The sequence below is a fragment of the Streptomyces sp. NPDC028419 genome, from assembly GCF_055565515.1.
On sequence record NZ_JBVHUE010000015.1, the window covers coordinates 73,559 to 90,352 of the forward strand.

16 protein-coding genes are annotated in these 16,794 nt (G+C 72.5%); 5 read left to right on the plus strand and 11 right to left on the minus strand.

The annotated features are described in order from the left end of the window. Window positions 1-14: 14 nt before the first annotated feature. Window positions 15-1,439, minus strand: a complete 1,425-nt coding sequence (dacB, locus tag ACZ4UB_RS19035) for a D-alanyl-D-alanine carboxypeptidase/D-alanyl-D-alanine endopeptidase (RefSeq protein ID WP_468071504.1) — start codon at window positions 1,437-1,439, stop codon at window positions 15-17. Between the two features lie 157 nt (window positions 1,440-1,596). Between dacB and ACZ4UB_RS19040 the strand changes: the two genes are divergently transcribed. Both ACZ4UB_RS19040 and ACZ4UB_RS19045 read left to right on the plus strand, forming a co-directional pair. Then, window positions 1,597-2,091: an inorganic diphosphatase gene (locus ACZ4UB_RS19040; RefSeq protein ID WP_112453683.1), complete on the plus strand. Its 495-nt coding sequence runs from the start codon at window positions 1,597-1,599 to the stop codon at window positions 2,089-2,091. A 149-nt stretch (window positions 2,092-2,240) separates the two neighbouring features. Next, a complete protein-coding gene (locus tag ACZ4UB_RS19045; RefSeq protein ID WP_468071506.1) occupies window positions 2,241-3,896 on the plus strand; it encodes a threonine/serine exporter family protein in 1,656 nt (551 codons plus the stop codon). A gap of 64 nt (window positions 3,897-3,960) precedes the next feature. On the opposite strand, the gene ACZ4UB_RS19050 is transcribed toward ACZ4UB_RS19045, so the two are convergent. The 4 genes from ACZ4UB_RS19050 to ACZ4UB_RS19065 all read right to left on the minus strand — a co-directional run bounded on the left by ACZ4UB_RS19050 (window position 3,961) and on the right by ACZ4UB_RS19065 (window position 7,451). After that, on the minus strand, window positions 3,961-4,662 hold the full coding sequence (locus tag ACZ4UB_RS19050) for a DedA family protein (RefSeq protein WP_468071656.1): 702 nt from the start codon (window positions 4,660-4,662) through the stop codon (window positions 3,961-3,963). A 149-nt stretch (window positions 4,663-4,811) separates the two neighbouring features. Beyond that, window positions 4,812-5,570: a MerR family transcriptional regulator gene (locus tag ACZ4UB_RS19055; RefSeq protein ID WP_468071508.1), complete on the minus strand. Its 759-nt coding sequence runs from the start codon at window positions 5,568-5,570 to the stop codon at window positions 4,812-4,814. Window positions 5,571-5,665: 95 nt separating this feature from the next. Further along, on the minus strand, window positions 5,666-6,388 hold the full coding sequence (locus ACZ4UB_RS19060; protein ID WP_468071510.1) for a flavodoxin family protein: 723 nt from the start codon (window positions 6,386-6,388) through the stop codon (window positions 5,666-5,668). A gap of 55 nt (window positions 6,389-6,443) precedes the next feature. Continuing rightward, a complete protein-coding gene (locus ACZ4UB_RS19065) occupies window positions 6,444-7,451 on the minus strand; it encodes an ArsR/SmtB family transcription factor (RefSeq protein WP_468071512.1) in 1,008 nt (335 codons plus the stop codon). Between the two features lie 121 nt (window positions 7,452-7,572). Here ACZ4UB_RS19065 and ACZ4UB_RS19070 point away from each other — a divergent pair, with 121 nt between their 5' ends. Further along, entirely contained in the window at window positions 7,573-8,763 is a 1,191-nt protein-coding gene (locus tag ACZ4UB_RS19070; RefSeq protein WP_468071514.1) for an MFS transporter, read from the plus strand. 21 nt (window positions 8,764-8,784) lie between these two features. Here ACZ4UB_RS19070 and ACZ4UB_RS19075 read toward each other — a convergent pair whose 3' ends face one another. The 3 genes from ACZ4UB_RS19075 to ACZ4UB_RS19085 form a co-directional block, all read right to left on the minus strand. Further along, complete coding sequence (locus tag ACZ4UB_RS19075) at window positions 8,785-9,321, minus strand: DinB family protein (protein ID WP_468071516.1); 537 nt, start codon at window positions 9,319-9,321, stop codon at window positions 8,785-8,787. Between the two features lie 75 nt (window positions 9,322-9,396). After that, window positions 9,397-10,854, minus strand: a complete 1,458-nt coding sequence (locus ACZ4UB_RS19080) for an aldehyde dehydrogenase family protein (protein WP_354380623.1) — start codon at window positions 10,852-10,854, stop codon at window positions 9,397-9,399. A 71-nt stretch (window positions 10,855-10,925) separates the two neighbouring features. Further along, window positions 10,926-11,762 (minus strand): helix-turn-helix domain-containing protein, encoded by an 837-nt coding sequence (locus ACZ4UB_RS19085; RefSeq protein ID WP_354380780.1) that lies wholly within the window; start codon window positions 11,760-11,762, stop codon window positions 10,926-10,928. A 361-nt stretch (window positions 11,763-12,123) separates the two neighbouring features. On the opposite strand from ACZ4UB_RS19085, the gene ACZ4UB_RS19090 reads away from it, so the two are divergent. Further along, entirely contained in the window at window positions 12,124-12,642 is a 519-nt protein-coding gene (locus tag ACZ4UB_RS19090; protein WP_468071518.1) for an ATP-binding protein, read from the plus strand. Window positions 12,643-12,808: 166 nt separating this feature from the next. Here ACZ4UB_RS19090 and ACZ4UB_RS19095 read toward each other — a convergent pair whose 3' ends face one another. Then, window positions 12,809-13,045 carry a DUF397 domain-containing protein gene (locus ACZ4UB_RS19095; protein WP_283461268.1) on the minus strand — a complete coding sequence of 79 codons (237 nt, stop codon included), beginning with the start codon at window positions 13,043-13,045 and terminating at the stop codon, window positions 12,809-12,811. A 101-nt stretch (window positions 13,046-13,146) separates the two neighbouring features. Further along, a complete protein-coding gene (locus tag ACZ4UB_RS19100; protein ID WP_468071520.1) occupies window positions 13,147-15,210 on the minus strand; it encodes an FUSC family protein in 2,064 nt (687 codons plus the stop codon). A 124-nt stretch (window positions 15,211-15,334) separates the two neighbouring features. Between ACZ4UB_RS19100 and tatA the strand changes: the two genes are divergently transcribed. Then, window positions 15,335-15,550 (plus strand): Sec-independent protein translocase subunit TatA, encoded by a 216-nt coding sequence (gene tatA, locus ACZ4UB_RS19105; RefSeq protein WP_468071522.1) that lies wholly within the window; start codon window positions 15,335-15,337, stop codon window positions 15,548-15,550. A 23-nt stretch (window positions 15,551-15,573) separates the two neighbouring features. On the opposite strand, the gene ACZ4UB_RS19110 is transcribed toward tatA, so the two are convergent. Next, a complete protein-coding gene (locus ACZ4UB_RS19110; protein WP_468071525.1) occupies window positions 15,574-16,749 on the minus strand; it encodes a DUF2786 domain-containing protein in 1,176 nt (391 codons plus the stop codon). Window positions 16,750-16,794 lie beyond the last annotated feature (45 nt).

Here is a 16,794-nt window from a genome sequence, read left to right on the forward strand (position 1 = left end):
CCCCCCGGACGGGGCTACGGCGTGGTGGCGATGGTGGCCGCGAGCTTGTCCAGGGCCTTCTCGGCGGCGTCCGGGGCCGGGGTGTTCGCCGTCAGGAACGCGAAGACGAGCAGCCGCCCGGAGGGGTCGACGACCGTACCGGCCAGCGAGTTCACCCCGGTGAGCGTGCCGGTCTTGGCCCGCAGCAGCCCCGCCGCCGGTGAGGCGCCGGCGTTGCGGGCCCGCAGGGTGCCGCTGAACCCGGCCACCGGCAGCCCGGTGAGGACGGGCCGCAGGGCGGGGCGGGCCGGGTCCGCGGCCTTGGTCAGCAGGGCGGTGAGCAGCCCGGCGCTGACCTTGTCGGCCCGGTTCAGCCCGCTGCCGTCGGCGAAGCGGGCACCGCTCAGGTCGACCCCGAGGCCGGCGAGCCGCTCGGTGACGGCCTGTTCCCCGCCCTCGAAGCTCGCGGGCTTCGAGGCCGCGAGCGCGGTCTGGCGGGCCAGCGCCTCGGCGATGTCGTTGTCGCTGTTGGTCAGCATCCGCTCGACGAGCCCGCCCAGCGGGGTGGAGAGGGTGAAGGCCAGCGGCGCGGCGCCGGCCGGGGCCTTGGCCGGGGCGACGTCGCCGGTGACCTTGATCCCCCGCTCGCGCAGCAGGTCGGCGAAGGCGGCGGCGGCGTCCTTGGCGGGGTCGTCGGTGCGCCCCACCGGGCCGAAGAAGGATTCGTCGGAGCGGCCCTCGTCGGCCATCAGGGCGCTGACGGGCGCGATGTTGTCGTTGGCGCCGATCGGGTGACGGGCGGGGCCGCTGAAGAGCGTGGCGTCGTACCCGAGGGTGACCGTGTCGGTGTTGGCGGAGCGCAGCGCCTGGGCGGTGTCGGCGGCGAGGGCGACGAGGCTGCCGCCGGGGCCCGCCGGATTCTTCTTGCGGGCGCTGAGCGAGGGGTCGCCACCGCCGACGAGGACGATCCGGCCGCCCTGGTCGGGGACGACGGTGGTGCGGATGCGGTACTCGGGGCCGAGGGCGGCGAGCGCGGCCGTGGCGGTGGCGATCTTGATCGTGGAGGCGGGGGTCAGCGCCTCGCGCGAGCCGCTGTCGAAGAGCACCCGGCCGGTGGCCGCCTCGACGACCGAGGCGCCGCGGACCGTGCCGAGCGCGGAATCGGACAGCAGCGGCCGCAGCGCGGCGGCGAGGTCCTGGTGGTTCCCGGCCGGGGCGGCCGGGGCGGATCCGGGGGCGTTCAACGGCGCCAGGACGCCCGGGGCGCTCGGGGCGGCGAGCGGAGTGACATATTCCCCGTGATCTCCGCCACCCGTACGGCCCCAAGAGGCGGCTGCGGCCCGCTCGGCCTTACGCTGGCCGGAGTCCCACGGACCGGCCGCGACCACCGCGGTGGCCGACAGGGCCAGGCCCGCAACGGCCGAACCGGCGATGAGCTGCCATGTCTTGATCAATGGCACCTCGACCAGCCCCTTTCGCGATCACACGTATGCGTGAGGGACACTTAACCACTGAGTCTTGCCGCGAGCATGGCACCCCACCCGCAGGGATGGGCCGGACGCGCACGCGGATCACAGCAGTCTCGAAGCAATGCAGCTGATCATGGAGGAGCAGGACGTGGAGTTCGACGTCACCATCGAGATCCCCAAGGGTTCGCGGAACAAGTACGAAGTGGACCACGAGACCGGCCGGATCCGCCTGGACCGTCGCCTCTTCACGTCCACCAGCTACCCGGCCGACTACGGCTTCGTCGAGAACACCCTCGGCGAGGACGGCGACCCGCTGGACGCGCTCGTCATCCTCGACGAGCCGACCTTCCCGGGCTGCCTGATCAAGTGCCGCGCGATCGGCATGTTCAACATGACGGACGAGGCGGGCGGCGACGCCAAGCTGCTGTGCGTCCCGGCGTCGGACCCGCGCGTGGAGCACCTGCGCGACATCCACCACGTCTCCGAGTTCGACCGCCTGGAGATCCAGCACTTCTTCGAGGTCTACAAGGACCTGGAGCCCGGCAAGTCCGTCGAGGGCGCGAACTGGGTCGGCCGCACCGAGGCCGAGGCCGAGATCGAGGCCTCGTACAAGCGCCTGGAGGCGCAGGGCGACCACCACTGAGTGGATCCCCGCTGATCTCCGCCCGACGGGCGGCGCCCCCGGTCACCGGGGGCGCCGCCCGTCGGCGTATCCCGGGCCGCCACGGACGAAACGATTCCGCATAATTGGATCACCGGTTGGGGATCCGGCCCAGGGACACAGGAGCGCGCGTGGCTGCAGAGGCCGATTCAGAGGACCGCGACCGGCGCAAGCCCGCCTCGGACGAGGCGCACAGCGCCTTCAGCCAGCCCGTCGGGGTGGCCGACGCGGCGGTCTTCGAGGACGAGCAGCCCACCTCCGAGTTCGCCGCCCCCGCGGGCACCGCGGCCGTACCGATCGAACCCGAGGGCTCCGCCTTCGCCCTGCCCGCCACCTACAGCGGCCGGCACTCCCCGCCCGCCTACACCCCCGGCCAGGGGTATCCGGTCTCCCGGATGAAGGAATCCCCCTGGCAGGACCGGATGCGCACCATGCTGCGCATGCCCGTGGGCGACCGCCCGGTCCCCGAGGCCGTGCAGCGCGTGAGCGAGGACTCCGGGCCCGCCGTCGGCCGCGTCCTCGACCTCACCCTGCGCATCGGCGAGCTGCTGCTCGCGGGCGGCGAGGGCGCCGAGGACGTCGAGGCCGCCATGTTCGCCGTGGCCCGCGCCTACGGGCTCGACCGCTGCGAGCCCACGGTCACCTTCACCATGCTCTCGATCACCCACCAGCCCTCGCTGGTGGACGATCCCGTCTCGGCGAGCCGGACCGTACGCCGCCGGGGCACCGACTACACCCGGCTGGCCGCCGTCTTCCGGCTCGTCGACGACATCAACGAGCACGAAGGGGAGATCTCCCTGGAGGAGGCCTACCGCCGCCTCGCCGAGATCCGCCGCAACCGCCACCCGTACCCCGGCTGGGTGCTCACCCTGGCCGCCGGGGTGCTCGCCGGGGCCGCCTCCACCCTCGTCGGCGGTGGCGTCCTGGTCTTCTTCGCGGCCGCGATCGGGGCCGTGCTCGGCGACCGCCTCGCCTGGCTGTGCGCGGGGCGCGGGCTGCCGGAGTTCTACCAGTTCGTGGTGGCCGGAATGCCGCCCGCCGCACTCGGGGTGGCCCTCAAACTCGCGCAGATCGACGTGCGGGCCTCGGCCGTGATCACCGGCGGGCTCTTCGCGCTGCTGCCCGGGCGGGCCCTGGTGGCAGCCGTGCAGGACGGTCTGACCGGCTACTACATCACCGCCTCGGCCCGGCTGCTGGAGGTCATGTACCTCTTCATCGGGATCATCATGGGCGTGCTGGTGGTCATCTACATCGGCCTCCAGCTGCATGCCGAGCCCAATCCGGAGGAGGCGCTCCAGATCACCTCGCAGCCGGTCACGCAGATCCTGGCCTCGATGGTGCTGGTCTTCACCTTCGCGATCCTGCTGCAACAGGAACGCTCCACCGTGCTGATCGTGACCCTCAACGGCGGGGTCGCCTGGGTGACCTACGGCGCCCTGCACTACGCGGCCCACCTGCCCCCCGTGCCCTCCACCGCGATCGCGGCCGGCCTGGTGGGCCTGTTCGGGCAGCTCTTCTCCCGCTACCGCTTCGCCTCCGCCCTGCCCTTCGTGACCGCGGCCATCGGGCCGCTGCTGCCGGGCTCGGCGACGTACTACGGGCTGCTGCTGATCGCCGAGAACCGGCTGAGCATGGGCTTCGCCTCGCTGACCAACGCCGCGGCGATCGCCTTCGCCATCGCCATCGGGGTCAACCTGGGCTCGGAGGCCTCGCGGCTCTTCATGCGGATCCCCGGCTCCGCGAGCGCCGCCAAGCGCCGCGCGGCCAAGCGGACCCGAGGATTCTGACCCGTACGCCGACGCCCCGGGGCACGAGGTGCTCCCGGGGCGTCGGTGCCTGCGCGCGGGGCCGTCAGCGCTTGGCGTGCCGCCCGCGCTGCCCCGGGGCGGGCGGGAAGCCCTCCTGGCCGCCGGTGCCGGGCTCGGCCGTGGCGCCGGGGTTCGCCTTCTTCTCCTTGCGGGACTTCATGACCTCGAAGATCACCGGGATGACGGAGATCAGGACGATGCCGATGAAGATCGGCTCGACGTTGTTCTTGATGAACTCGAACTGGCCGAGCTGGTAGCCCAGGATCGTGACCCCCGCGCCCCACAGCACGCCACCGATGACGTTGAAGGCGAGGAAGGTGCGGTACTTCATCGCGGTCGCGCCCGCGACCATCGGCGCGAAGGTGCGGATGATCGGCACGAAGCGGGCGAGCACGATGGCCTTGGGGCCGTGCTTGACCATGAAATCCTGCGCCGAGTCGAGGTTCTCGCGCTTGAAGAGCCTCGAATTGGGCTTGTTGAAGAGCTTCGGCCCGAAGACCTTGCCGATCATGTAACCGACCTGGTCACCGAGGATCGCGGCGCCCACGATCAGGGCGCAGACCACCCACAGCGGCTCCTCGATCGTGCCGGCCGCGACGAACAGGCCGGCCGTGAAGAGCAGCGAGTCGCCGGGCAGGAACGCGAAGAGACCCGATTCCGCGAAGACGATGACCAAGATGCCGATCAGGCCGAATTGCCCGATCAGGTACTCCGGAGAGATCCACTCAGGGCCGAGTGCGAGCATGTTCACGAGTTCCGGAGTCTCCTGGATCGGGGGGATGCGGGCAGGACCTGCGCCGGGTGGGAACACATGGCGGTGGTTTCAAGTATGAACGCACACGGCCCCCACCGGGTTCCAGACCCCGGCGGGGGCTCACGGGTGCGCTCGCCCGCCTACGCCCGGCGCACCGCGTTCGCCATGATCGCGTCGCGCAGGTACAGCGCCAGGCCCGGGCGGACCTTGTCGTAGTACGCCGTGAACCGCTCGTCCGCGACGTACATCTCGCCCAGCGAGGTGTGCATCTCGTACGAGCAGGCGTAGCAGTTCCCGTCGATCCAGGCGTGGTGCTCCTCGGCCAGGTCCATGGCGCCGACCGACTCCGCGGACGCGCCCGTGTCCATCAGCGCGGCCAGCCGCCGGTTGATGTCGTCGGCCTCGCCCATGATCCGCTGCCAGTCCTCCTTCGTGGCCGCCGCGGCCCTGCGCCGCGACTCGGCGTAGGCGTCGGTCGCGCCCCAGCGTCGCTCGGCCTCCGCCGCGTACTGGTCGGGATCGTGGTCCCCGAAGACCTCGAACTTCTCCTCGGGCGTCAGGTTGATGCTCATCGTGCGTGCCTCCATCGCGCGCTCCACGGCCGCCGCCATCCGCTGGAGGGTCCCGATCCGGTCCGACAGGAGCGCGTGCTGCCTGCGCAGGTGCTCCTGGGGATCGGTCCGCGGGTCGTCCAGCAGGGCCGCCACCTCGTCGAGCGGAAAGCCGAGCTCCCGGTAGAACAGGATCCGCTGCAAGCGGTCGAGGTCGCCGTCGTCGTAGCGCCGGTGCCCCGCACCGCTGCGGCCGCTCGGGGAGAGCAGCCCGATCTCGTCGTAGTGGTGCAGCGTGCGCACCGTGGTCCTCGCGAAACCGGCGACCTGTCCCACGGAGTAGCCCATGGCCTCCGCCCCTCCTCTGCTCGGGTACGCGCCCCACTGTGCTGCCTCACGTCGCGTGAGGTGCAAGCGCGGGCCGGAGGGGCCGCAAGGGGTGCTCAGCGGTGCTCGGGGTTCGGGAAGTCGAAGCGGCAGCCCGCGTCCCACTGCGAACGCTGGTTGCCGTGCGCCGGGATCCCGCCCGAGCGCCGGAGCAGGGCGGCCAGGTGCATCAGGTTCCAGGACATGAAGGCGGTGTTGCGGTTGGTGAAGTCGTTCTCGGGGCCGCCGGAGCCCGGGTCCATGTAGGAGGGCCCGGGACCGGCCTCGCCGATCCAGCCGGCGTCCGCCTGCGGCGGGACCGTGTAGCCCAGGTGCTGGAGGCTGTAGAGGACGTTCATCGCGCAGTGCTTGACCCCGTCCTCGTTGCCGGTGATCAGACAGCCGCCGACCCGCCCGTAGTAGGCGTACTGGCCCTCCTCGTTCAGGACCGAGGAGCAGGCGTAGAGCCGCTCGATGACCCGCTTCGTCACGGAGCTGTTGTCGCCGAGCCAGATCGGGCCCGCCAGGACGAGGATGTCCGCCGCCATGATCTGCGAGTAGAGGACCGGCCAGTCGTCGCTCTCCCAGCCGTGCTCGGTCATGTCGGGCCAGACCCCGGTGGCGATGTCCCGGTCGACCGCGCGGATCAGCTCGGTGGTGACGCCGTTCGCCTCCATCACGGCCCGGCTCTTGTCGATCAGCCCGTCGGTGTTGCTGGGCTCGGGCGAGCGTTTGAGCGTGCAGTTGACGTAGACGGCGCGCAGGTTCAGGTCGCGGTAATCGTGAGCGTTCGTCGGCACGCGTCCAGCCTGACCGCGCGCCCCCGCCCGCGCGAGCGCGGTGGCCCGTCCGGGCTCAGGCCGCCCCCACCGGTGCGAGCAGCGCGTCCGCGACCGCGGTACGGGCGTACAGCACCGAGCGGCCGGCCCGGTGGGCGGTGACCAGCCCGGCGCCCCGCAGGGCCGTCAGGTGCTGCGAGACCGCGGGCGCGGACAGCCCGCACCGGGCGGCCAGGTCGGTCGTGGAGGCCGGGGTGTCGAGTTCGGCGAGCAGCAGCGCCCGGGAGCGGCCCAGCACCGCGGCGACGGCCTCCCCGGCGGCCCCCGGGGTACGGGGTTCCCACAGCGTGCCGATCCCGCGCGCGGGGTAGGCCAGTTGGGGCGGCTCCGGCACCACCGAGCGGGTCAGCACCCGCGACCAGGCGAAGGCCGAGGGCACCAGCAGCATCCCCGCACCCGCGTGGTCCCGGGTCACCGAGCAGTGCCTGCGCACCAGGCGCAGCGTGCCCTCGTCCCACCGCACCGACTCGTGCAGCTCGTTCAGCACGTGGGCGGAGCCGTACTCGGCCACCTGGCGCGCCCGGTGGAAGACGTCGGCCTCCAGCACCTGGCGGATCCTGGCCCAGTAGGGCGCGATCGCCAGCTCCCAGTAGGTCTCGATCTCGGCCGCGACCTTCTCCAGCGCGGCCCCGGGCGCCTCCTCCAGCAGCCGCAGCCGGGCCGGCCCCGCGCCCGCGGGCCCGGGCCGCTCGGCCCGCAGCCGGGCGAGGTCCGCCCGTACCCGCTCGGGAGCGGTGTCCCGGATCATCGCCAGCTCCGCGGCCAGCTCCGGGAAGGGACCGGCCGGGGTCGGGTTGAGGAAGTCCGCGAGGTAGCCGCCGGCCGGGACCAGCGCGGCCAGCCAACCGCGGTCCAGGCCCGCGCACTCCAGCCGGGGGCGCACCTGCTCGGCCCAGCGGCGGTGCGGCACGGGATCGGCCGCGCCGGCCAGCAGCCGGAAGCTGGTGACGACCTCCCACATCGGGGAGACCGCGAAGCGGGTCTGCGCCAGGTCCGCCGTCGAGAAGCTCAGTTCCGAGTCCACAGCCCCGCCTCCGTGTCCACCGTCGTCCCCGGTCGTCCGGGGCTACCGGGACAGGCGCCCGGTGGATTCGGCCTGAGCTTAATCAATACGGCGGGCGGGGGCAGGGGCGCAGGCTCCTCGCATGCCCTCCTCCTTCCGCGGCCTGCCGCCCACCGTCTGGACCGTCTTCGCCGGAACGATCGTCAACCGGCTCGGTCACCTGGTCACGCCCTTCCTCGTGTTCCTGCTGGCCGACCGCGGGGTGACGGGGTCCGAGGCCGCCTACGTCCTCGGCGCGCTCGGCGCCGGCAACCTGCTCGGCCCGGTCCTCGGCGGCTTCCTCGCCGACCGGATCGGCCGCCAGCCCACCATGCTGACCGGGCTGCTCGGCGCCGCGGCCGCGCAGGGCGCGCTGTTCCTGGCCCCGGGCGCCCTGACCATGGCCGCGGCGGCCCTGCTGCTGAGCGCCGCCTCGGCCACCGTCAGTCCCGCCGCCTACGCGCTGCTGGCCGACACCGTGGACGCGGAGCGCCGGCAGCGTGCGTACGCCCTCTTCGGCTGGGGGGTCAACATCGGCACCGCGGTCGCCGGGGTGCTGGGCGGGTTCCTCGCCGCCCACGGCTACTGGCTGCTCTTCGCGGTCGACGCCGGGACCCTGCTGGTCTACGCCGCGGTGGTGGCGACCCGGCTGCGCGAGCCGCGGCACGCGCCGAAGGCCGCGGACGCCGGGGCCGGGCTCGGCTACGGGGTGGTGCTGCGCGACCGGCTGCTGCTCGCCCTGCTCCCGCTCTTCGGGGTGCAGCTCTTCGTCTACTCGCTGACCGAGGTGGCGCTGCCGCTGGCCATGCGCGACAGCGGGCTCTCCCCCGCCGCCTACGGGGCGACGGCGGCCGTCAACGCGGTCCTGGTGGTCGCCCTGCAGCCCTTCGCCTCCGGCCTGCTCTCCCGGCTGCCCCAGTTGCCCGTGCAGGCGGCGGGCAGCGCGCTGATCGCCGTGGGCGTGGCGCTGACCGGGCTCGCCGACGGCATCGTGGGCTACACGGTGTCGGTGGCCGTCTGGTCGCTGGGCGAGGTGGTCGTGGCCGGCATCGCGGCCTCCGTCGTCGCCAACCTCGCCCCGGCGGACGCCCGCGGCCGCTACCAGGGCGCCTTCGGTTGGACCTGGGGCGTCGCCCGCTTCGCCGCCCTCACCCTGGGCGTCACCCTCTACGAGGGCGCCGGGCCGGCCGCCCTGTGGCTGCTCGCCCTCACGGCCGGGCTGCTCACCGCGGCGACCACCCTGGCCCTGCACCGCCGCGTCACGGCCCGCCTGACCCACGCCCTGGCGGCGTAGGGCCCGTACGGCGGGAACGGCCTACGCCTGGGACTGGGCCACCAGCTCGAAGGCGGTCTTGCCGTCGAGGGACTCGCGGATGACGTCGGCGTGCCCCGCGTGCCGGGCGTGCTCCTCGATCAGGTGCAGGAGCAGCCAGCGCATCGAGACCCGGCCCTCCTTGGGGAACCAGGGCTGGTCCGGCAGCGGGAAGGTGTCGTCCAGGCTCGGCAGGTCGCGGACGAACTTCTCCAGCTCGACCACCACCCCGTCCCAGAACTCCAGGACGGCGGCCACCGATTCGTCGCCGACCAGCCGGAAGCTGTCCGCCCAGGTCTCCTGGGTGCGCTGCTTCTCGTTCGGCTGCTGCTGGGCCATCCGCAGCCAGCCCAGCTCGGTCTCGGACACGTGCTTGAGCAGCCCGGACAGGGAGAGCTCGCTCGCGCTGGGGCGGCTCGCGGCCTGCTCGTCCGTGAGACCGAGGACCGAGCGCCGCAGCCCGCCGCGCTGGGCCTCGATGAAGGTCAGGAGCGCGCCGCGCTCGTCGCCGTGCGCTTCCGCGGGAACGTGGGTGACCATGGTGGACGACCGCCTCTTGTCTGGGGGGCTCTTCGACAAGGAACAATCTACGGACCAACTAGGTCAGTTGCTGTCCTAGAAGGGGAAGTGGGTCCGACCGTGTTGGACCGAGATCCACTTCTGCGTGGTGAAGGCCTCCACCGTCGCCTCGCCGTTCAGCCGGCCCAGACCCGAGGCCTTCTCGCCGCCGAAGGCGGCCAGCGGCTCGTCCCCGATGGTGGAGTCGTTCACGTGGATCATGCCCGTCTCGATCCGCTGGGCGAAGCGCACGCCGCGCTCCACGTCCCGCGTGTGGACCGCGCCGCTGAGGCCGTACGGGGTCGCGTTGGCCAGCCGTACGCCCTCCTCCTCGCCGTCGAAGACGACCAGCAGGGCCACCGGACCGAAGATCTCCTGGCCCAGCAGCGGGGAGTCCTCGGGCAGGTCCGCCAGGACGGTCGGTTCGACCAGGTTGCCGCGCGTAGAACCGCGCACCAGCGCCCGCGCCCCCGAAGCGACGGCCCGGTCCACGAGCGCGGTGAGCGCGTCCGCCTGGAAGGAGTTGATCAGGGGACCGATGTGGGTCTCGGGGTCGTGCGGGTCGCCCGTGTTCAGGGAGCGCACCTTCGCGACGAACTTCTCGGTGAACTCGGGGGCGATCGAGCGGTCCACCAGGATCCGGTTCGCGGCCATGCAGACCTGGCCCTGGTAGACGAAGCGGCTGAAGACGGCCGCGTCCACCGCGTAGTCGAGGTCGGCGTCGTCGAGGACGACCAGCGCGCTGTTGCCGCTCAGTTCCAGGACGGTCCGCTTGAAGTGGCGGGCGGCGACGGCGCCGACGTGCCGGCCGACCCGGTCGGAACCCGCGAAGGAGATCACCTTGGGCACCGGGTGGGTGAGGATCGCGTCCCCTATTTCGGCGATGTCGGTGACGAGGACGTTCAGCAGCCCGGCGGGCAGGCCCGCCTCCTCGAAGATCTTCGCGATCACGCCGCCGCCGACGACCGGGGCGTTCTGGTTCGGCTTGATCACCACGGCGTTGCCGAGCGCCAGCGCGGGCGCGACCGACTTCATGGTGACCAGGAAGGGGAAGTTGAAGGGGCTGATGACGGCTATGACGCCGACGGGCAGCCGCTGGACCCTGTTCTCCTTGCCCGCCACCGGCGAGGGCAGGATGCGGCCCTCGGGGCGGACGGAGAGCTGGATGGCCTCCCGGATGAACTCCTTGGCCAAGTGGATCTCGTACTCGGCCTTGGGCCGGGTGCCGCCCAGCTCGTCGATCATCGCCTCGACGATCTCCGGCTCGCGCTCCTCGGTGATCCGCAGGGCGCGTTCCAGGACGGCACGTCTGGAGTACGGGCTGGTCGCGGCCCACTCGGCCTGCGCGCGCTCGGCAGCCCGGTAGGCACGGTCGACCTGCTCGACGGTGGCCACGGTGATGGCCGCGAGCTTCTCCCCGTTGTAGGGGTTCACGTCGATGATGTCCCACGAGCCCATACCGGCCAGCCACTCGCCGTCGATGTACTGATGGGCCAAGTCGCTGAATATGGACATGCCATCCCTTACTGCGAGCGCGCACCCTTGCGCTGCACCGGAGACTGATCAGTCGTCATAGTACGTGCGAATCAAGACAGTTGGAGCAGACCCCGGAGAAGATCCCGAGTCTGGCGCGGGTCCGGGCAGTCGCCCTGGAGCCGTTCCATGGCCCGGCTGTACTGACCCACTTCCTCTTCCTTGTCCAGGTAGAGGGCACTGGTGAGCTGTTCCAGATAGACGATGTCCTGGAGGTCGGACTCGGGGAAGCGGAGCAGCGTGAACGCGCCGCTCTCGCCCGCGTGCCCGCCGAAGGAGAAGGGCATGACCTGGAGCTGCACGTTCGGGCGCTGGGAGATCTCGATGAGGTGCTCCAGCTGACCCCGCATCACGTCCCGGTCGCCGTACGGCCGGCGCAGGGCCGCCTCGTCGAGGACGGCGTGGAAGACGGGGGCGTTCTCGGAGACCAGGACCTTCTGCCGCTCCAGGCGCAGCGCGACCCGTCGGTCGATCTCGGCCGCGGTGGCCGTGGGCATGCCGCGGCTGACGACGGCGTGGGCGTACGCCTCGGTCTGGAGCAGGCCGTGGACGAACTGGACCTCGTAGATACGGATGAGGGAAGCGGCACCCTCCAGCCCGATGTAGGTCTGGAACCACCCGGGCAGGACGTCGCCGTAACTGTGCCACCAGCCGGCCGCGTTGGCCTCGCGGACGAGCCCGAGGAGCGACTCCCGCTCGGTGCCGTCCATGACTCCGTAGAGCGTGAGGAGGTCCTCGACGTCTCTTGCCTTGAAGCTCACCCTTCCCAACTCCAAGCGGCTGATCTTCGACTCGGACGCGCGGATCGAGTAGCCGGCCGCCTCACGGGTGATCCCACGGGATTCACGGAGCCGCCTGAGCTGCGAGCCCAGGAGAATACGGCGCACCACAGAACCGCTGGCTTCTGCGGTCACTTGTCCTGCCCTCCCCTTCGCCTTGGCCTGCGCGGGGCCCCCGTACCCCAGGGGCCGCAGTCTGCCACCAAAACGCATCGGCCCGTACTCGTTCTGTAACGGAATCCTGCGTCCCGGAAAAGAAGTCCGTAAGTATGCGTAGGAAGAAATGAGCAAGAACCATGACGGGATCGGACAGGTCCGGCGCGTGCACGTGCATCTGCCCTTGCATCTGACATCCGCATTCGGAAGCATGGTCCCCGCGCACCTGCGTGCTCTTCGCGCCGGCGCGAGACCCACCCCGCAGTTCTTTCTGGTCAGGGCCACCGCCCGGCCGCGAATCCCGGGAGTGCCTCGCATGGGGACGAATGGATCGACCGTGCTAGAGCCGTTACGGCAGGGGCTACCCCCGGTCGACCCCACGGCTGTCTCGGGGTCCGCCTCCTGCGCTCTGCCCGCCCGCTACGAGGCGGTGCGCGGCGCCCGTTCGTTCACCCGCTCGACACTGGCGGGGTGGGGACTGGACGCCCGATTCGACGACGTCTCCCTGGTCGTCTCCGAACTCGTCACCAACGCGCTGCGGCACGCGCTTCCCGAGGATTCCCACGGCTGTACGGGGTCGCGCGGGGAGCAGGACCCGCCGGTCCGCCTGCACTTGATGCGGTGGAGCACCCGGCTGGTGTGCGCGGTGCGCGATCCGAGCGAGGACCGGCCCGGGGGCTGCTTCTCGCCGGAGCGGACGGCGGAGAACTTCGACGCCGAGTCGGGGCGCGGGCTGTTCCTCGTGGACTCCTACAGCGACAGCTGGGGCTGGCACCCGCTCGCGGGACGGCTCACCGGCAAGGTGGTCTGGGCCCTGTTCATGCTCCAGGACTGACGCGGCGACAGGGCCGCGGCGCCACCTCGACGGTGGGCGCGCGCCCGTCGCCGATCGGCCGATCCACACGACACTGGCCGGGAACGATCACTGCGATCGTTCCCGGCCAGTGCACGTGCATGGCTCGTTCCACTGCCCTGTGCCTGCTGCCCGCGGCCCCATGCCGTCAGGCGATGAGGTGGTCGAATTCCCCGTCCTTGACGCCCAGCAACAGCGCCTCTATCTCGGCCGGCGTGTAGACCAGCGCCGGTCCGTCCGGGTGACGTGAGTTCCGTACCGCCACGTTGCCTCCCGGCAGCTTGGCGAACTCCACGCAAGACCCCTGCGAGTTGCTGTGCCTGCTCTTCTGCCACATCACCCCGACGAGTGCCGCGGCCGCCATCCCGTTGTACGCGTGGTCCACAGGAAGCCCCCGATAGTGCAGATGTCAACTGCACCGGATCATAGCTGTGTTCAGAAACAGCTGCATGGGCAGATGCACGTGCACGGGGCGTGGTCCTTTGATCACAGCCGGGCGGCCGGTTTCGCCCCGAGCGCCGCCGAGACCTCCTCCAACGACTCCCACAGCAGCTCGGCGGCATCGCGCAGCACCCCCGGCGGCGGTCCGTCCGGCCCGTCCAGGACGCCCCGGACCGCCTCCCACCGCGGGACCCGCCGCTCCCGCACCGCCCGGGCGCCCTCCTCGGTCGCCGTCCGCAGGGCGTGCGCGAGCGCCGCCGCACCCGGTACCGGGTCCCCGTCGCGGTCGGGGAGGTGCGCCTCCAGGAGCATCGCCCGCCGCCCCAGCGCCGCCAGCGCCTCGGCCGCGTCGTCGGCGGCCGACCGGGAGATCCCCCGGTGCCGCACCGGCTCCCCGGCGGCCCGCGAAAGGGCCTCCTGCCAGGCGATCCGGGCGTCCCGGGCGGCCAGCACCGCCTCGCGCACGTCCGCACGCCGGGCGCCGGCCGGGTCGGCGTACTGCCCGAGCACGGCCGCCGCGTACCGCCCGCCGGCCGCGACCCAGTCGGCGAGCCGGGTGCGCAGCCGCGGGGTCTCCCACGCCGGGTAGAGCGCGTAGGCCACCATCGCGAGGAGCCCGCCGACGAGGGTGAGGGAGACCCGGTCGCGGACGGTCTGGTCCCAGCGCACCCCGCCCATGCCGAGCAGGAAGACGACGTACGCCGATACGAAGACCTGGGAGACGGCGTACCCCGTGCGCATCAGGACGTACATCAGGCAGGCGCTGACCACCGCCAGCAGCCCGGAGAGGTACATGCCGGGGTGGGCGAGCTGGACGATGCCGGTGGCGACCGCGACCCCGACGAGGGTGCCGCCGAAGCGGGCGACGGCGCGCGAGTAGGTCTGGCTGAAATCGGGCCGCATCACCATGACGGCGGCCATCGGCGCCCAGTAGGCGTGCCCCAGGGGCAGCGCGTGCCCGATCAGGTAGCCCGCCGAGGTCACCGCGGTGACGCGCAGCGCGTGGCGCAGGATCGGCGATCCGGGCCGAAGCTCCGCACGCACCGCCTTCGCCACCAGCGGGACCAGCCCCGGCAGGGTGGGGCGCAGCATCGATTCCGCGGGGTCCGCCGTCCGCCCGGATCCCGGCTCGGCGGTCTCCAGTACGTCCGCCAGCAGGGCCGCGAGCCGGCGCGCGGCCCGCAGCGCCGCCCCCTCGAGCAGATCGGGCGTGTCGGGCGAGTTGAGGACGGCCAGGTCGGGCGCGGGCAGCCGGACGGGCTCCCCGAGCCGGATGGCGCGCGCGGCGGCGTCCAGTACGGACCCGGCGGCGGCCAACAGTTCCCGCACCCGGTCCCGGGCGGGCCCCTCGGCCGGAGCCCCCACCGCGGGGTCGGCGAGCGAGGCCAGCACGGGCCGGATCCGCTCGGCGAGCCCCCGCGCCCCGTGCAGTTCGGCGGGGCGGTTGCGGGCCTGGCGCCGGGTGACGATGGCGGCGGACCGGGCCGTCATCAGCGGTTCGGGGTCGAAGGGCGCGGCCGGGTCCTGGCGCAGCCGCCGCGCGTAGTCGCCCTCGGCGGCGAGCGCGTCCGCGAGGGCGTCGCGCTGGGCCCCCCAGCGACGCACCGGGAACAGCACGATCAGCAGCGCCTGCACCACCCCGCCCGCGGCGATCAGCGCGGCGTGCCCGGCGGCCTGGGCCACGGAGGTCGGCAGGGTGACCGTCACCAGCATGATCGCCACGTTCCCGGAGGCGATCACCCCGGCGGTCGGCCCGGCCGCCCAGAGCATCCCGGAGGCGAAGGTCCACACCGCCAGCAGGGCGAGGAAGGCCGGGGTGTGGGAGGAACCGACGAGGTAGCCGACGAAGGTGCTGACGGCGAGGGTGAGCCCGGAGGCGAGCGCGAGCACCGGACGCGGGCGCCAGCTGCGCTGGAAGGAGGCGACGGCGGCCATGAAGGCGCCGAAGGCGGAACTCGCGGCCGAACCGGGCCCCAGGAAGGCCAGGCTCAGCCCGACGACGAGGGCCAGACCGACGCCCGCACGGATGGCGATGAGCGGCTCCAGCCGGGTCCGCTCGACCGTCAGTCCCGCGCGCGCGGTGTCCTTCAGGGCCCGGAGCCAGCTCATGCCGCGAGCGTAGCCGCTTTCAGGACTTCTTCAGATTTGTACGGACCCGATCGGTGGCGCTTCCATGAGGCGGTCCAAGGCCGTCCACCACCGGTCACCGCACGTCCGAAAGATGGGTACGCGCATGCTCAGGAACGCCATGGAACCCTGGCACCTCGTCGTCCTCCTGGTCGTCTGTCTCCTCGTGTTCGGTTCGAAGAAGCTCCCCGACATGGCCCGCTCGCTGGGCAAGTCCGCCCGCATCCTCAAGAGCGAGGCCAAGGCCATGCGGGCCGACGACCAGGTCGCCCCGGGAGCGCCGGCCCACCCGGTCGCCCCGGGCGAGGTCACGCCCCGCTGACGGCCGCCGACCGGCAGGACCTGTTACCGCCGCAGCGCCTGCCGGTCCGGTCGCCCCGCGTTGCCCACGTGGGCGCGGTCGGCCGCCTCGGTGCCGTCGGTCCAGCCGGCGAGGTCGGTGGCCCCGCGCAGCCGGGTCGTGGTCGTCTTCGGGAACATCTCCTCGGCCCGGGAGCTGACGGCCACGTCACGGGCCACCAGGGCGGGCAGGTTGTCCGGCACCTCGGCCGCCGTGTGCTCGGCGGTCTCCGCGAGCCGCTGGCCCAACCGGCTCGCGTAGGCCAGCAGGAACGACTGCCGGAAGGTCTTGGTCCGCTTGCGCCCGCCGGCCCGCTGGCCGGCCTCGGCGCGCGTCATCGCCGCCGTCCCCTGCACGAGCAGCGAGGTGTAGAGCAGCTCCACCGACTCCAGATCACCCTCGAACCCCACCACCGTCGAGAACTCGAAGGACGCGTTCCACACGGCCTGGCACCGGTTCGCCCGCGCGACCGCGTCCAACAGCACCGCCTTGGCCTCCTCGTACGGCGGCTCCACCCCGATCCGGCAGGCCCCCGGCAGCTGCCCGGACCCGCCACCGCGCACGGCCAGCAACGCCTCGTCGACGGTGTGCCGGGCCATCAGCTCCTGCGCCTTCGCGCTCAGCGCCTCCGCCTCCTCGGGGAAGGTCGTGGCCTCGGCCTTCGCCAACAGCGCCCGGATCCGCCCGAGCATCCGCGGCTCTATGTGCCCGGCCGCCTCCAGCTCCCCGGCGGGATCCCCGGGCAGCGGCCCGACCGGCTCGATCGACGGCAGCCGGACCAGCACCCGCAGCACTTCCAGCACCGCGGTGGCCAGCGAGAACCGGTCGCACTTCTCCCGCGCGACCACCCGCTCCGCGTACCCGGAGTCCGCGCCCCACCACGCCTCGGCGGCGCCCCACCGCACGGGCAGCCGGGCGTAGCGCCGCGCCTCCGCGGCGATCAGGTCCCCGACGAGCCGCACGTGCCGCTCGTCCAGGTCCCGGCGCACCAGCCGCACCACGTCGGCGGGCTGCCAACCACGCTCCCAGGCCTGGCGCACGAACCCCTCGCCGCGCGCCAGCAGCTCCCGCCCCACCTCGCCCCACGCGGCGGCGGCCAGCACCGACGCGCCGGTGTCGAGCCCGGTGTCGTCCTGGGCGTAGAGGGCGGCGGCGAAGGCACGGTCGACAACATGTTTCACACCAACAGCTTGGCACGCCCCTGCCGAGTGCCCCCGGACCCGTCC

Excerpts from the sequence above, each read along its gene's own strand:
- ACZ4UB_RS19050 (WP_468071656.1), bottom strand. The coding sequence starts at position 4,662 with ATGCTCGCACTCGGCCCTGAGTGGATCTCTCCGGAGTACCTGATCGGG.
- ACZ4UB_RS19055 (WP_468071508.1), bottom strand. The coding sequence starts at position 5,570 with ATGGGCTACTCCGTGGGACAGGTCGCCGGTTTCGCGAGGACCACGGTG.
- ACZ4UB_RS19070 (WP_468071514.1), top strand. The coding sequence starts at position 7,573 with ATGCCCTCCTCCTTCCGCGGCCTGCCGCCCACCGTCTGGACCGTCTTC.
- ACZ4UB_RS19075 (WP_468071516.1), bottom strand. The coding sequence starts at position 9,321 with ATGGTCACCCACGTTCCCGCGGAAGCGCACGGCGACGAGCGCGGCGCG.
- ACZ4UB_RS19080 (WP_354380623.1), bottom strand. The coding sequence starts at position 10,854 with ATGTCCATATTCAGCGACTTGGCCCATCAGTACATCGACGGCGAGTGG.
- ACZ4UB_RS19090 (WP_468071518.1), top strand. The coding sequence starts at position 12,124 with ATGGGGACGAATGGATCGACCGTGCTAGAGCCGTTACGGCAGGGGCTA.
- ACZ4UB_RS19100 (WP_468071520.1), bottom strand. The coding sequence starts at position 15,210 with ATGAGCTGGCTCCGGGCCCTGAAGGACACCGCGCGCGCGGGACTGACG.
- tatA (WP_468071522.1), top strand. The coding sequence starts at position 15,335 with ATGCTCAGGAACGCCATGGAACCCTGGCACCTCGTCGTCCTCCTGGTC.